The sequence below is a fragment of the Pseudomonas sp. P1_F1_2 genome (assembly GCF_056405815.1).
Genome location: NZ_JBFUBK010000017.1, coordinates 24726 through 37824 on the forward strand (window position 1 = coordinate 24726; position 13099 = coordinate 37824).

General features: G+C 58.0%; 14 protein-coding genes. 4 read left to right on the forward strand and 10 right to left on the reverse strand.

All coding sequences use genetic code 11. The features are described 5' to 3' along the window. Positions 1-172 precede the first annotated feature (172 nt). Positions 173-1234 carry a DNA polymerase IV gene (gene dinB / locus AC1D2P_RS07490; RefSeq protein ID WP_109788002.1) on the forward strand — a complete coding sequence of 354 codons (1062 nt, stop codon included), beginning with the start codon at positions 173-175 and terminating at the stop codon, positions 1232-1234. Positions 1235-1288: 54 nt separating this feature from the next. On the opposite strand, the gene AC1D2P_RS07495 is transcribed toward dinB, so the two are convergent. From AC1D2P_RS07495 to AC1D2P_RS07510, 4 genes are all read right to left on the reverse strand, one after another. Continuing rightward, a complete protein-coding gene (locus tag AC1D2P_RS07495; RefSeq protein WP_109788001.1) occupies positions 1289-2242 on the reverse strand; it encodes a hypothetical protein in 954 nt (317 codons plus the stop codon). A 17-nt stretch (positions 2243-2259) separates the two neighbouring features. Continuing rightward, positions 2260-3975: a proline--tRNA ligase gene (locus tag AC1D2P_RS07500; protein WP_046029289.1), complete on the reverse strand. Its 1716-nt coding sequence runs from the start codon at positions 3973-3975 to the stop codon at positions 2260-2262. 130 nt (positions 3976-4105) lie between these two features. Beyond that, positions 4106-5665, reverse strand: coding sequence for an AmpG family muropeptide MFS transporter (locus tag AC1D2P_RS07505; protein WP_046029290.1), 1560 nt, complete (start codon positions 5663-5665; stop codon positions 4106-4108). Positions 5666-5709: 44 nt separating this feature from the next. After that, on the reverse strand, positions 5710-6063 hold the full coding sequence (locus tag AC1D2P_RS07510; protein WP_109787999.1) for an MGMT family protein: 354 nt from the start codon (positions 6061-6063) through the stop codon (positions 5710-5712). Between the two features lie 163 nt (positions 6064-6226). On the opposite strand from AC1D2P_RS07510, the gene AC1D2P_RS07515 reads away from it, so the two are divergent. Further along, positions 6227-7234 (forward strand): DUF481 domain-containing protein, encoded by a 1008-nt coding sequence (locus AC1D2P_RS07515; protein WP_046029292.1) that lies wholly within the window; start codon positions 6227-6229, stop codon positions 7232-7234. A 110-nt stretch (positions 7235-7344) separates the two neighbouring features. Here AC1D2P_RS07515 and AC1D2P_RS07520 read toward each other — a convergent pair whose 3' ends face one another. Continuing rightward, entirely contained in the window at positions 7345-7554 is a 210-nt protein-coding gene (locus tag AC1D2P_RS07520) for a cold-shock protein (protein WP_002554837.1), read from the reverse strand. Between the two features lie 354 nt (positions 7555-7908). On the opposite strand from AC1D2P_RS07520, the gene dcd reads away from it, so the two are divergent. Together dcd and AC1D2P_RS07530 are read left to right on the forward strand one after the other, a co-directional pair. Further along, positions 7909-8475 carry a dCTP deaminase gene (gene dcd / locus AC1D2P_RS07525; protein ID WP_046029293.1) on the forward strand — a complete coding sequence of 189 codons (567 nt, stop codon included), beginning with the start codon at positions 7909-7911 and terminating at the stop codon, positions 8473-8475. Positions 8476-8582: 107 nt separating this feature from the next. Further along, positions 8583-8792 (forward strand): hypothetical protein, encoded by a 210-nt coding sequence (locus tag AC1D2P_RS07530; protein WP_007947208.1) that lies wholly within the window; start codon positions 8583-8585, stop codon positions 8790-8792. A gap of 90 nt (positions 8793-8882) precedes the next feature. On the opposite strand, the gene AC1D2P_RS07535 is transcribed toward AC1D2P_RS07530, so the two are convergent. The 5 genes from AC1D2P_RS07535 to AC1D2P_RS07555 are packed head-to-tail and all read right to left on the reverse strand — an operon-like array spanning position 8883 to position 13078. After that, positions 8883-9647, reverse strand: coding sequence for an ABC transporter ATP-binding protein (locus AC1D2P_RS07535; RefSeq protein WP_046029295.1), 765 nt, complete (start codon positions 9645-9647; stop codon positions 8883-8885). Positions 9648-9660: 13 nt separating this feature from the next. Beyond that, complete coding sequence (locus AC1D2P_RS07540; protein WP_109787997.1) at positions 9661-10779, reverse strand: succinylglutamate desuccinylase/aspartoacylase family protein; 1119 nt, start codon at positions 10777-10779, stop codon at positions 9661-9663. A gap of 24 nt (positions 10780-10803) precedes the next feature. Further along, on the reverse strand, positions 10804-11514 hold the full coding sequence (locus tag AC1D2P_RS07545) for an ABC transporter permease (protein ID WP_046029299.1): 711 nt from the start codon (positions 11512-11514) through the stop codon (positions 10804-10806). Continuing rightward, the gene (locus AC1D2P_RS07550) at positions 11511-12239 is read right to left on the reverse strand and encodes an ABC transporter permease (RefSeq protein ID WP_046029301.1); all 729 of its coding nucleotides are present in this window, start codon (positions 12237-12239) and stop codon (positions 11511-11513) included. The genes AC1D2P_RS07545 and AC1D2P_RS07550 overlap by 4 nt, the downstream gene beginning before the upstream one ends. 56 nt (positions 12240-12295) lie before the next feature. Continuing rightward, positions 12296-13078 carry a transporter substrate-binding domain-containing protein gene (locus AC1D2P_RS07555; protein ID WP_109787996.1) on the reverse strand — a complete coding sequence of 261 codons (783 nt, stop codon included), beginning with the start codon at positions 13076-13078 and terminating at the stop codon, positions 12296-12298. Between the last annotated feature and the right edge of the window lie 21 nt (positions 13079-13099).

Sequence of the window (13099 nt, forward strand, 5' to 3'; positions counted from 1 at the left end):
GCTTTCAGCTCTATTGGCGGGTTGCGTTCGATTGATAAAATAAATGCAAAGCGCACTTTCCTACGCATGGAAAAGAACATTCAGACTACTGGTGCTATATACAGGTGTCAGTGAGATACTGCTTATCCGACTGGCCAACGTCCCATTTCTTCGTCATGAACGCCGCTTTTATATGACTCAGCGAAAAATCATCCACGTCGATTGTGACTGCTTCTATGCCGCCATCGAGATGCGTGACGACCCGCGCCTGGCCGGTAAACCGTTGGCAGTGGGTGGTTCGGCGGATCGGCGGGGAGTCATCGCGACCTGTAACTATGAAGCGCGGGCCTATGGCGTACGTTCGGCCATGTCGTCCGGGCATGCGTTAAAGCTGTGTCCGGACCTGACCATCGTCAAGCCACGCATGGACGCTTATAGAGAGGCGTCGAAGGAAATTCACACGATCTTTCGCGATTACACCGACATGATCGAGCCGCTGTCCCTCGATGAGGCTTACCTTGACGTATCGGACAGTGCGCATTTTGGGGGCAGCGCCACGCGTATCGCTCAGGACATCCGTCGCAGGGTGTCCAATCAATTGCATATCACCGTGTCGGCGGGCGTGGCGCCGAACAAATTTCTGGCCAAGATCGCCAGTGACTGGAAAAAGCCCAACGGCTTGTTCGTCATTACGCCAGATCAAGTGGAAGACTTTGTCAGCGGTTTGCCAGTGAGCAAGCTGCACGGTGTGGGTAAGGTCACTGCCGATAAATTGGGCCGGCTGGGCATCGTCGATTGCTCGCAGTTGCGCGAGTGGGACAAATTGGCGCTTGTGCGCGAATTCGGCAGTTTTGGTGAACGACTTTGGAGCCTGGCCCGTGGGATCGATGAGCGTTTGGTCCATAACGACAGTCGTCGGCAGTCGATCAGTGTCGAAAATACCTATGACGTGGATCTGCCGGATTTGGTGAGCTGCCTGGATAAATTGCCCGAGTTGCTGGAAACCCTGGCGGGACGTATGGCGCGGATCGACAGCAGTTATCGGCCGGGCAAGCCATTCGTCAAAGTGAAATTCCATGACTTTACCCAGACCACGCTGGAACAGGCCGGGGCAGGGCGGGACTTGGGTAGTTATCAGTTGTTGCTGACCCAGGCGTTCAATCGCGGCGGGAAACCGGTGCGGTTGTTGGGGGTTGGGGTCAGGCTGGAGGATTTGCGCGGTGGGTTTGAGCAGATGGAGTTGTTTGAGCGGTAGTTCTGCCGTGAACTCAAGGGGCTCATCGCGGGCAAGCCCGCGATGCTTCTGCTTTTAGTTCAGTCCCGGATTCGCAACCAGGCGCCCTGCATTGCGGTTCAACGACTTGAGGAACTCGGCCTGCAACTCAGGATCGTTGCGGGTCAGCTCGATCAGGCTTTGTTCCAGTTCGCTGGCTTCTTCTTCCAGGCCCAGGTCCGACAGACGCTTGACCCGGTGTACCCACTGGCTCACTTCGTCGTCTTCGAGGTCCTCGTAAATCAGCTCGTGGGCCTCAAGCAATTTGCCGCGCAATGAACTGCTGACCGCCAAGGATGAATTGGTGCGCACATCACCCTGGCCATCTTCGACACTGATCAACAATCGGGTCAGATGGTTGATGTCATGCTCGGCGAACGGGCTGTCCAGCAGATTCAGGCGCAAAACGCCGTTTTTGTCGGTGCTCAGTTCGAACGTTTCCTTGCCGGCCTTGACCTGCACCGGGCGCTCGCTCCATGGCAGGCTCGAGTATTCGGTGCGCTTATCGCGCTGGACTTCGTCGATGCCGGCCAGGTTTTGCTGTGCACGACCGTGCGATTGCACGTTCATGAACGGGTTGAGCCCGGCGAAACCATAGCTCAGCCAATCCTTGGTCATGCTGTCCGGCAAGTTACCGAGGGCGAACACATTGACGACATTCGCCCCGACACCGGCTACGACGGCCACCGCGCCCAGCGGGATCTCATAGACCTCCCGCCAGGGTTGATAAGGCGTGTAGCGATCATAGTGGCGCGTGACTTCGAACTCGGTGACTTCGAACGTCTTCTGCTCGTGAATTTTCACCCGACGTTGCGGCAGATCCAGCACCTTCGGCTCGCCGACATCGATCTGCAGGCTGTGATCGAGCAATTTGCGCTCGACACGCTCCTCGTTCTCGCTACGTTGCGACATGTGATTGGCGCAGCCGCTGACCAGCAGGGTACCGCACAGGGCGGCACCACCGAGGCCTAAGGTGTTTCGCTTGAACATGACTTCTCTATCTGGTGTCAGCGGCGGATACGGGCCTGGAGGAAAGACAACACGTCAGCGACCGGCAGCGCTTGCGCTTCAGGTTCGGTGCGGCTCTTGTATTCCAGATTGCCTTCGGCAAGGCCGCGGTCACTGACCACGATCCGGTGAGGGATGCCGATCAGCTCCATGTCCGCGAACTTGATGCCCGGGCTGGTTTTCTTGTCGCGGTCGTCCAGCAGTACTTCGAAACCGGCTGCAGTCAGTTCTGCATAGAGCTTGTCGGTGGCTTCACGAACCTGTTCGGTTTCGTAGCGCAATGGCACCAGGGCAACCTGGAAGGGCGCAAGCGTGTCGCTCCAGATGATGCCGTTGGCGTCGTTGTTCTGCTCGATGGCGGCAGCCACCACGCGGGAAACGCCGATGCCGTAGCAGCCCATTTCCAGGGTGACCGGCTTGCCGTTCTCGCCCAGCACTTCGCACTTCATCGCCTTGCTGTACTTGTTGCCCAGCTGGAAGATGTGCCCGACTTCGATGCCACGCTTGATTTCCAGCGTGCCCTTGCCATCCGGGCTTGGGTCGCCAGCTACTACGTTGCGCAGGTCGGCAACGGTCGGAACTGGCAGATCGCGCTCCCAGTTCACGCCGAAGTAGTGCTTGTCGTCGATGTTCGCGCCGATGCCGAAGTCGCTCATCAGCTCAACCGAACGGTCGATGATGATCGGCAGTGGCAGGTTCAGCGGGCCGAGGGAGCCGGCGCCGGCGCCAATGGCGTCGCGCAGTTCTGCGTCGGTGGCCATGACCAGCGGGCTGGCAACGCCAGGTTGCTGGGCAGCCTTGATCTCGTTGAGCTCGTGGTCACCGCGAATGACCAGGGCGATCAGCTTGCCTTCTTCTTCGGCGCGCACAATCAGGGTCTTGATGGTTTTTTCAATCGGCAGATTGAATTTTTCCACCAGCGCGGCGATGGTCTTGGTGTCTGGCGTGTCGACCAGACGCAGCTCTTCGGCGGGGGCTGGACGGGAAGTTTCCCGTGGCACCGCTTCGGCTTTCTCGATGTTCGCTGCGTAGTCGGAACCGTTGCTGAAGACGATGTCGTCCTCGCCTGATTCGGCCAGTACGTGGAACTCATGGGAGCCGGCGCCGCCGATGGAGCCGTTGTCGGCTTCTACAGGGCGGAATCTCAGACCCAGACGGGTGAACACGTTGCAGTAGGCCTGGTGCATGCGGTCGTAGGTGACTTGCAGCGAAGCCTGGTCAGCGTGGAACGAATAGGCGTCCTTCATGATGAACTCACGACCGCGCATCAAACCGAAGCGTGGACGGATTTCATCACGGAATTTGGTCTGGATCTGATACAGGTTGATCGGCAGCTGTTTGTAGCTGCTCAATTCGTTGCGCATCAGGTCGGTGATGACTTCTTCGTGGGTCGGGCCCGCGCAGAAATCACGACCGTGGCGATCCTTGAAGCGCAGCAATTCAGGGCCGTACTCTTCCCAGCGACCGGATTCCTGCCACAGCTCAGCCGGTTGTGTGCTCGGCATCAACACTTCGAGAGAGCCCGCAGCGTTCATTTCTTCACGAACGACGGCTTCGACCTTGCGCATCACTCGCAAGCCCATCGGCAGCCAGGTGTACAGGCCCGAGGCGAGTTTGCGGATCATGCCGGCGCGCAGCATCAGCTGATGGCTGATCACGACCGCGTCGGAAGGCGTTTCTTTCTGTGTGGCGAGCAAAAATTGACTGGTGCGCATGGTTGGCCGTTGTCGGTTGCTGATGACGAGAAATGACGGAGCATTGTACGGGCGAGATCCGCTGGCGTACAGGCGTGCGGTCGGTGGGGTGGCAGGAGGGCGGGAATCACACCGCCCCTTGCGACGCTTCCTACGATTCTTCCACGATCTGGCTCGGAACCGGCTCCGGCGTTGGTGTCGGACCTGCACGACGGCTCTCCTGGAACCAGTGCAAGGCAATCAACAGCAGGGTCGGAACGCCGAGCAAGGCGGTAATCAAGAAGAAATTGTGATAGCCGAACTTCTCGACCATGACCCCTGAGTAACCGCCGATCAGGCGTGGCAACAGCAGCATGATCGAGCTGAGCAGGGCGTATTGTGTGGCGGAAAACTTGAGGTTGGTCAGGCTCGACAGGTAAGCGACGAACGCGGAAGTCGCCAGGCCGGAACTGAAGTTGTCCAGGGAAATGGTGAGGATCAGCATGTTCAGGTTGGCGCCCATGTCGGCGAGCATCAGGAACAGGATGTTTGTCGCCGCGGACGCAACGCCGCCGATGAACAGGATCGGCAAAATGCCGAAACGTACGATCAGCAGGCCGCCCATGCCGGCACCGACCAGCGTCATGATCAAGCCAAAGATTTTACTGACGCTGGCAATCTGGTCCTTGGTGAACCCCATGTCGATGTAAAACACGTTGGCCATCACACCCATGACCGTATCGGACATCCGGTACGTGGCGATCAGCCCCAATAGCAGGAGGGCTTGCCAGCGGTAACGCGAAATGAAGTCGTTGATGGGGGTCAGTACGGGCGCCAGGCCGCGGCGGCCCATGGACGACAGGCAAAGCAGCGTTAGCGTGGTGTAGAGGATTGCCCGCAGGAATGCACGGTCATCGAGCAGCAGGTCGAGCAGACTCACGCCTTCGAACAGCACGCTGGCGAAGTCGGTGTAATAGAACTGAGTGAACATCGCGGGAACGGACACCAGCAACACGATCAGTACAAACACCGATGCCAGTTGATGCACGAATTTGTAGCGCCCGGCCTGAAGCTGAGTGCGCAGCGGCACAGGTGGTTCGCGCATGAACAGCGAGGTGATCAATGCCGGAACCATCAGGGCGCCGAACAGCAAGTAGGTGCCGGCCCAGGCTGAATGCTGATAATTGAAACCGGTGGAACCGAAGCCCTCGGCGAAGAACAGTGCACCGGCGGTCGCTAGCAACGCGGCGATCCGATAGCCTGACATATAACTGGCGGCAAGCGCTGCCTGACGGCTGTCTTCGGCAATTTCCAGGCGATAGGCATCTACAGCAATGTCTTGTGTCGCCGAGGCGAAGGCAACGACCACTGCGATAGCGATCAACCAGGACAAATGCTTTTGTGGGTCACAGAAGCCCATGCCGATCAGGCCAAGGATCACCAGCGCCTGGGACAACACCAGCCACGAGCGTCGTCGACCCAGTTTGCCGAGAAATGGCAGGCGCCATTGGTCGAGCAGCGGGGACCAGACCCATTTAAAGGCGTAGGCCAGGCCTATCAGGCTTGCATAGCCGATGGTTTCGCGGGCAACTCCGGCCTCGCGAAGCCAGACGGAAAGCGTCGAAAACACCAGCATGTAGGGCAGGCCGGCGGCGAAACCAAGCAGCAACAACACGAGCGTCGAAGGGCTGGCATAGGCGGCGAGCGCGGCGCGCCAGGTTTTACGGGGCATGGGCTGGAGTCTGCCTCAAGAATTACGGAAACAAAGCGCGCACTCTAACCGCTGTGCTCTACCGGACGCCAGCCATGGCGCTGAATATCAACACGATTGTTCAGGATGCTGATGCCTTCGGCGCGTAAACGCGCGCGCTGTTCATCCCCCGAAGGGCTGCCCACAGGCAGGCTGATCCGACCACCGGCACCGAGCACCCGATGCCAGGGCAGTTTGGTGTCACCCGGCAATTGGCTCAACGTGCGTCCGACCCAGCGGGCGGCGCGACCGAGTCCGGCCAGCTCTGCCAGTTGACCATAGCTCACCACTTTGCCTTCAGGCACTTGGGCCAGGGTCAGGTAGAGCGCCGTGCGTCGGATTTGCGCCTGGCTTTCCGTTTCAGAGGTGGGGTTGAGCATGTCCGGGGTTCCTGAGGAGGTTCGCGTTACCGTTTGTAGAGTAAATCCGGGATCAGGAATTGAGAAATGAACTCAATAGAATTAGTCGAGTCAGTCCTTGTCTGGGCCTTGTCAGTAAGGATAATGACGATTTTTTTTCGCAATCTTGAGCGTGTATTTACTTATGTTGTCCAGAACACTGCTCTGTCTCGCTGTCCTGAGCGCTTCCATGCCGGTGCTCGCCGATACTGTCTGGTTGAAAAACGGTGACAAGTTGAGCGGCAAGATCACGCTGTTCGATGGTGGCAAGCTGGTGATCCAGACCGAATACGCCGGTGCGATCCCGATCGACTGGAAACAGGTCAAAACCCTGGAGAGTGATCAGGAATTGCTGGTCAAACAGAATGCCTATACCGGCGAGAAGGCCAAGTCGTTGCGTGCGGCAGAGGACGGTAAGGTCACGCTGGCCAATGGCGACGCGCCGAAGACGGTGGAATTGGCCAGTATCCAGCAAATTCTCAAGCCCAAGCCGGTGGTCGAGGATTTGGTGTGGAAGGGTAACGTCGACTTGGCGCTGGACTACCAGAGGGCTGAGAACGACACCAACGATTATGACGTCGACTTCAGGACCACGGCGCGTCATGGCCGCTGGCGGCATATCGCGGAAGGTGAATACAACCGCGAATTCCAGGATGGAGATGTGACCGCGGACAACTGGCGTGCTGAATACTCGCTCGACCGCTTCCTGACCGAGAAATGGTTCTGGGAGGGGCGACTGGTGTACAAGCGCGACAAAGTCGAAGACCTTTCCCGTCAACGCACTGTCGGTACAGGCCCTGGTTACCAGTTCTGGGACGACGAGCTGGGTGCATTCTCCTTGGGGTCGCTGGTCAACCGCACGGACTATGAGTTCTCGGACGGCAACAAGGATAACTTCTATGCCCTGGCGATGAAGTGGGATTACAACCGTTACCTGGTCGGCAAGACGGTGGAGTTCTTTACCCATGGTGAGGTGGCCAAGCCGTTGTCGGGTGTGGCGGATTACGCGCTGGATGCTGAAATGGGATTGCGATACAAGGTGACAGACTGGGCTTCGCTCAATCTCAAGGCGGAGCGGGATATCATCAGCGGTACCGATGACAGCGACCTGAGCAAGACGCGCTATACCGCAGGGTTTGGCGTGGCCTGGTAAGACGCAAAAATCGCAGCCGTGGGGCTGCGATTTTTTTTTGCCTGAAAAACCGTCAGGCACAAAAAAGCCCCGCTTTTAAGGGCGGGGCTTTTTACTAAAGCAAGTACAAGTTAGATAACTTGAACTTCTTCAGCTTGCATGCCTTTCTGACCGCGGGTAGCGATGAAAGAAACCTGTTGGCCTTCTTTCAGGCTTTTGAAGCCGTCGGATTGGATAGCTTTGAAGTGAACGAACAGGTCGTCACCGGATTGTGGAGTGATGAAGCCGAAGCCTTTTTCATCGTTGAACCACTTAACGGTACCGGTTTGGCGATTAGACATGGTGTAACTCCTTGAACAAAGATAACTGCGACTCAGGAAGAACCCTGGCCGAGACTGAGTGCAAAGAGCAGGAAAAATTCTTGTAGATGGTTGGATCGAAATTCAACATATCGTGTAGAGATTCTCAGTGACACAAGCAGCACAGTGGCGCCACCTTAACCCTTTTTCCGGGACGTGCCAATGCTTCTTGCGAAGGTTTCTCTCTTTTCAGGACTGACGGTCCTTTGGATTGGGCGAAAGGTCCTGAATTCACGGGGGAGCGGGGAGAATTATGCCCCGGACTTTGAACCCGGGGCGCGCGCCCGGTAAGATGCCGGACAGAATTTTTCCACCTCGCTATTCAGGACACACGCCATGAGCATCAAATCGGACAAGTGGATTCGCCGCATGGCGCAAGAGCACGGCATGATCGACCCCTTCGTTGAGCGCCAGATGCGTGGCGAAGGCGCCGAGCGTGTGATTTCCTACGGCGTTTCGAGCTACGGCTACGATGTGCGCTGCGCCGATGAGTTCAAGGTGTTCACCAACATTAACTCGGCGACCGTTGATCCGAAGAATTTCGACGAGAAGAGCTTCGTCGACGTCAAAAGCGATGTTTGCATCATTCCGCCAAACTCCTTCGCATTGGCGCGCACCGTGGAATTCTTCCGTATTCCGCGCAACGTGCTGACCATCTGCCTGGGTAAAAGCACCTACGCGCGTTGCGGCATTATCGTCAACGTGACGCCGCTTGAGCCTGAGTGGGAAGGGCACGTGACGCTGGAGTTCTCCAACACCACGACACTGCCGGCGAAGATCTACGCCAATGAAGGCGTCGCACAGATGCTGTTCTTCGAATCCGATGAAGAGTGCGAAGTCTCCTACAAGGACCGTGGTGGCAAGTACCAGGGCCAGCTCGGCGTTACCCTGCCGCGCACCTGATCCGTTCATCTGGCCAGTCAGCGGGAATTCCTGAGCGGGTAGACACTCTATGGGGTGTACTGCCCGGTTCGCGCACAGCGGACGGGGCCATTGCTCAGGAGTGCTTTATGAAGATCGATCCGCGAATAAGTGCCGAGCTGGCAAGGCTTGAGCCCAATCAGATTGGCGTTTTGGCCTGGTCCTTGTTGGCACATCCACCCGTCAGCATGGCGGGGGGCATCCCCGGTCAACCAGACCCCGATACCCCGAACGAACAACCGACGGAACCTGGCGAACCCACCCTGCCGGATGAGCCACCTCCGGCGCCTGTCGCCTGATCTGCCGCCAAAAAAAATGGCCAGTGCAGTTGATGTCCGTAAAGACGTCAGCTGACTGGCCATTTTTTGTTGTGGGGTTGAGGCTCGGCGTTACTTCAGGTTGCCGCTGAGGAATTGCTTGAGCCGCTCACTCTTCGGATTGCCCAGCACGTCTTCCGGCGCGCCTTCTTCTTCCACCAGCCCTTTGTGCAGGAACAGTACCTGGCTGGAGACTTTGCGGGCGAAGCTCATTTCGTGCGTTACCATGATCATGGTCCGGCCTTCTTCGGCCAGGCCCTGGATCACGCGCAATACTTCACCCACCAGTTCCGGGTCGAGCGCCGACGTCGGTTCGTCGAACAGCATGACTTCCGGTTCCATGGCCAGCGCCCGGGCAATGGCGACCCGCTGCTGCTGACCGCCAGACAGGAAAGCCGGGTACTGGTCGGCGACGCGGGCGGCCAGACCGACCTTGTCCAGGTAACGTCGGGCGCGGTCTTCGGCCTCTTCTTTGCTGCAACCCAGCACCCGGCGCGGGGCCATGGTGATGTTTTCCAGCACCGTCATATGGCTCCACAGGTTGAAATGCTGGAACACCATGGCCAGGCGGGTACGGATCCGTTGCAGTTCATCGGCATCGGCCACGTGCATGCCGTGACGATCCTTGATCATGCGGATGTTCTGGCCGTCCAGGCTCATGGCGCCGTCGTTGGGCTGTTCGAGAAAGTTGATGCAACGCAGGAACGTACTTTTACCCGAGCCGCTGGCGCCGATCAGGCTGATGACGTCGCCGGTGTTGGCCTTGAGCGAAACACCTTTGAGGACTTCGTGATCGCCATAGCTTTTATGCAGGCCTTCGATCGTCAGTTTGTACATGGGGCATGCATCCTCAAGGCGAAAGTAGGTAGCCGCTGCGATAGGCTTCGGCGCCCGCGACGTGCGCGATCACCATGCCTGCAGTGGCCATGCGCCGCAGCGAACGGGCGTACATCAACCCGGCGGCGGTGCAATGAACGGGGGTGACGCGATCGTTGATCGGGTCAATGATTTCGGCGATCAGTTGCCCGGCTTCCAGGTATTCCCCCGGCAGTGCGGTGAACACCAGCAAGCCGCCGACCGGTGTGGCTACCGGTTCGACGCCCGCCAACGGTGTGGCGGGGTAGGGCAGTTCGGGCAGCGGAGCCGGCTCGCCGGCAATGGCGCCGAAGTGAATCAGGTACTCGATCAGCGCCTGGCAATCGAGGCTGGCCAGCGGATGATTGACGTCACCCTGGCCGCGCAATTCGACGGTCACCGAGAAACTGCCCGGCGGAATGTCAAAGCGCTCGCTGAAGCGCTCCTTCAATTGCCACCAGAGCAGGGTGAAACATTCGTCGAACGATTGGCCGCCGGAATCGGTGGCTAGCAAACTCGCCTCGGAACCGATGTAGCGCGCCAGCGGCTCGACCTGCGGCCAGGCTTCGGGTGTGGTGTAGAGGTGCGCGACGGCTTCGAAGTCGCAGTGCAGGTCTAGCACCATGTCTGCATCGCAGGCCAGGCGTTGCAGCGTCAGGCGTTGGGATTGCAGTTGAGTGCTGGCGGTCTGCCGGGCGAGGGCGTTGCGCAAACTTTCGCGGATCAACTCGAGGTTGCGCTGCGGGTCGTCACTGAGTTGGCCTTCGATTTCATTGCCGACTGCTTCGCTCAGATCGATGAACCAGCGGTTGAAGTTCTGACCGCTTTCCAGTTCGAAGCGGCCCAGAGGGACTTCCATCAGCACTTGTTCCAGGCCGACCGGATTGGCCACGGGCACCAACACGATTTCGCTGATCAGCCGGCCGGCGGCTTCCAGTTCCGCCAGGCGTTGCTTGAGGTGCCAGGCCACGAGCATGCCGGGCAGTTCATCGGCATGCAGTGACGACTGGATGTAGATCTTGCCTTTGGCCGCCGCAGGGCCGTAATGAAAACTGTGGATCTGTCGTGCAGTCCCCGGTACTGGGGCCAGCAAGTCATGAGTCTGGTGGCGCATGTTTCTTTATTCCTAAAGCGGGTCCTAGTGGGTCGGCCCGAGGAAGGCCAGCCATCGGCGTTCGGCGAGGCGGAACAGGCCGACCAGCGCAAAGGTCACGGTCAGGTAGATCAGCGCAGCGATGCCGAACGACTGGAAGGTCAGGAAGGTCGCCGAGTTGGCGTCCCGAGCGACTTTCAAAATGTCCGGAATGGTTGCGGTGAACGCCACTGTGGTCGAGTGCAGCATCAGGATCACTTCGTTGCTGTAGTACGGCAACGAGCGACGCAGGGCTGAGGGCATGATCACGTAGGCATACAGCTTCCAGCCGGTCAGGCCATAAGCCTTGGCGGCTTCGACTTCACCGTGGTTCATGCTGCGAATGGCACCGGCGAAAATTTCCGTGGTGTAGGCGCAGGTGTTCAGGGCGAAGGCCAGGATCGTGCAATTCATCGCATCGCGAAAGAATGCGTCCAGTACCGGCTGAGCCCGAATGGCGGCCAGGCTGTAGATCCCCGTGTAACAGATCAATAGCTGGATATAGAGCGGCGTGCCACGAAACAGATAGGTATAGAACTGCACTGGCCAACGGATGTAGAAGTGCGGTGACACCCGGGCGATGGACAGCGGAATCGACACGATAAAACCGAAGAAGATCGAAGCGCTGAGCAACCACATCGTCATGGCCAGGCCGGTGATGTTGTTGCCGTCGCTATAGAGGAAAGGTTTCCAGTATTCCTGCAGAAGTTCGATCATCGTACGGCCTCCCGGGTACCGGCGGAGTAACGACGTTCAAGCCAGCGCAGAATGAAGTTGGACGCGCTGGTGATCACCAGGTAGATCAGCGCGGCAAGTACCAGGAAGTAAAATAGCTGATAGCTGCTTTTACCGGCGTCCTGGGCAGCCTTGACCAGATCGGCAAGGCCGATGATCGAGACCAGGGCCGTGGCCTTGAGCATCACCATCCAGTTGTTACCGATACCCGGCAGGGCATAACGCATCATCTGCGGGAACACCACGATCCAGAAACGCTGGCCGCGCTTGAGGCCATAGGCGGTGGCCGCTTCGACCTGACCCCGTGGGACGGCGAGAATCGCGCCACGGAAGGTTTCGGTGAAATACGCGCCATAGATAAAGCCCAGGGTGATGACCCCGGCGCTGAATGGGTTGATCTCGATGTATTCCCATTCCATGTAATCGGTCAGGGACGTCAGCCAGGTTTGCAGGCTGTAGAAAATCAGTAGCATCAGGACCAGGTCCGGAACGCCGCGAATAAGTGTGGTGTAAAGCTGGGCAGGCACGCGCATCAGTTTGACTTTTGACAGCTTGGCACTGGCACCGAGTAGCCCGAGCAACACGGCTACCAATAGCGACAACGCCGACAACTTGATCGTCATCCAGGTGCCTTGCATCAGCAACGGACCGAAGCCCTTGAGGCTGAAGGCAGAGAGCCCCAGATTTTGTAATAGGTTTTCGAACATAAATCAGCAACCTGATCGGATGAAAAAAGCGCCCATCGCGAGATGGGCGCCGGGCATTATTTGCCGCTGAACAGATTCAGATCGCCAAAGTGTTTCTTCTGAATGGTGGCGTAGGTGCCATCATCGTGTAACGCTTTGATACCTTTATCCAAAAGTGCTTTCAGCTCGGTGTTACCTTTCTTAATGCCCACCGCCGTTTTGGCAGGCAACAAATGGTCGTCGACTGGCTTGCTGACGTCATAGTCGGCGCCTTGTGGCGACTTCAGGAAGCCCAGTTCGGCTTGCAGCATGTCCTGAATCCCTGCATCGAGACGACCGGACGTCAAGTCGGCGTAGACCTGATCCTGGTTGGCGTAGGCCTGGGTTTTCACACCGGCCTTGTCCAGAACGGCTTTGGCATAGGCTTCCTGAATGGTGCCTTGTTCATAGCCGACGGTTTTGCCTTTGAGCGAAGCGACGTCCGCCGTCACGCCGGAACCTTTCTTGGACACGTAGGCGGTTGGGCCGGAAAACAGCTCGCTGGAGAAGTCGATGACTTTTTCACGGGCTTCGGTAACGGTCATCGACGAGATCACACCGTCGAATTTATTGGCCTTGAGGCCTGGAATCATGCCATCGAAGTCACTTTCGACCCATTTGCACTTGACCTTCAGCTCGGCGCAGATCGCGTTCCCCAGATCGATGTCGAAGCCTACCAGGCTACCGTCGGCCGCTTTGGACTCGAAAGGTGCATAGGAAGGGTCAACACCAAAACGCAGCTCTTTGTATTCCTTGGCCAGCGCGGAGCCGGCAGCCATGCACAAAGCCAGTGCAGAAAGGGTCAGCAATGCTTTTTTCATTATTCAATCCCTAAGAACCAA

What these genes read in the sequence shown, in the direction of transcription:
- AC1D2P_RS07510 (WP_109787999.1), bottom strand. Translation starts at nt 6,063, where the DNA reads ATGCTCAACCCCACCTCTGAAACGGAAAGCCAGGCGCAAATCCGACGC.
- dcd (WP_046029293.1), top strand. Translation starts at nt 7,909, where the DNA reads ATGAGCATCAAATCGGACAAGTGGATTCGCCGCATGGCGCAAGAGCAC.
- AC1D2P_RS07500 (WP_046029289.1), bottom strand. Translation starts at nt 3,975, where the DNA reads ATGCGCACCAGTCAATTTTTGCTCGCCACACAGAAAGAAACGCCTTCC.
- AC1D2P_RS07515 (WP_046029292.1), top strand. Translation starts at nt 6,227, where the DNA reads ATGTTGTCCAGAACACTGCTCTGTCTCGCTGTCCTGAGCGCTTCCATG.
- AC1D2P_RS07520 (WP_002554837.1), bottom strand. Translation starts at nt 7,554, where the DNA reads ATGTCTAATCGCCAAACCGGTACCGTTAAGTGGTTCAACGATGAAAAA.
- AC1D2P_RS07535 (WP_046029295.1), bottom strand. Translation starts at nt 9,647, where the DNA reads ATGTACAAACTGACGATCGAAGGCCTGCATAAAAGCTATGGCGATCAC.
- AC1D2P_RS07505 (WP_046029290.1), bottom strand. Translation starts at nt 5,665, where the DNA reads ATGCCCCGTAAAACCTGGCGCGCCGCGCTCGCCGCCTATGCCAGCCCT.
- AC1D2P_RS07545 (WP_046029299.1), bottom strand. Translation starts at nt 11,514, where the DNA reads ATGATCGAACTTCTGCAGGAATACTGGAAACCTTTCCTCTATAGCGAC.
- dinB (WP_109788002.1), top strand. Translation starts at nt 173, where the DNA reads ATGACTCAGCGAAAAATCATCCACGTCGATTGTGACTGCTTCTATGCC.
- AC1D2P_RS07530 (WP_007947208.1), top strand. Translation starts at nt 8,583, where the DNA reads ATGAAGATCGATCCGCGAATAAGTGCCGAGCTGGCAAGGCTTGAGCCC.
- AC1D2P_RS07555 (WP_109787996.1), bottom strand. Translation starts at nt 13,078, where the DNA reads ATGAAAAAAGCATTGCTGACCCTTTCTGCACTGGCTTTGTGCATGGCT.
- AC1D2P_RS07495 (WP_109788001.1), bottom strand. Translation starts at nt 2,242, where the DNA reads ATGTTCAAGCGAAACACCTTAGGCCTCGGTGGTGCCGCCCTGTGCGGT.
- AC1D2P_RS07550 (WP_046029301.1), bottom strand. Translation starts at nt 12,239, where the DNA reads ATGTTCGAAAACCTATTACAAAATCTGGGGCTCTCTGCCTTCAGCCTC.
- AC1D2P_RS07540 (WP_109787997.1), bottom strand. Translation starts at nt 10,779, where the DNA reads ATGCGCCACCAGACTCATGACTTGCTGGCCCCAGTACCGGGGACTGCA.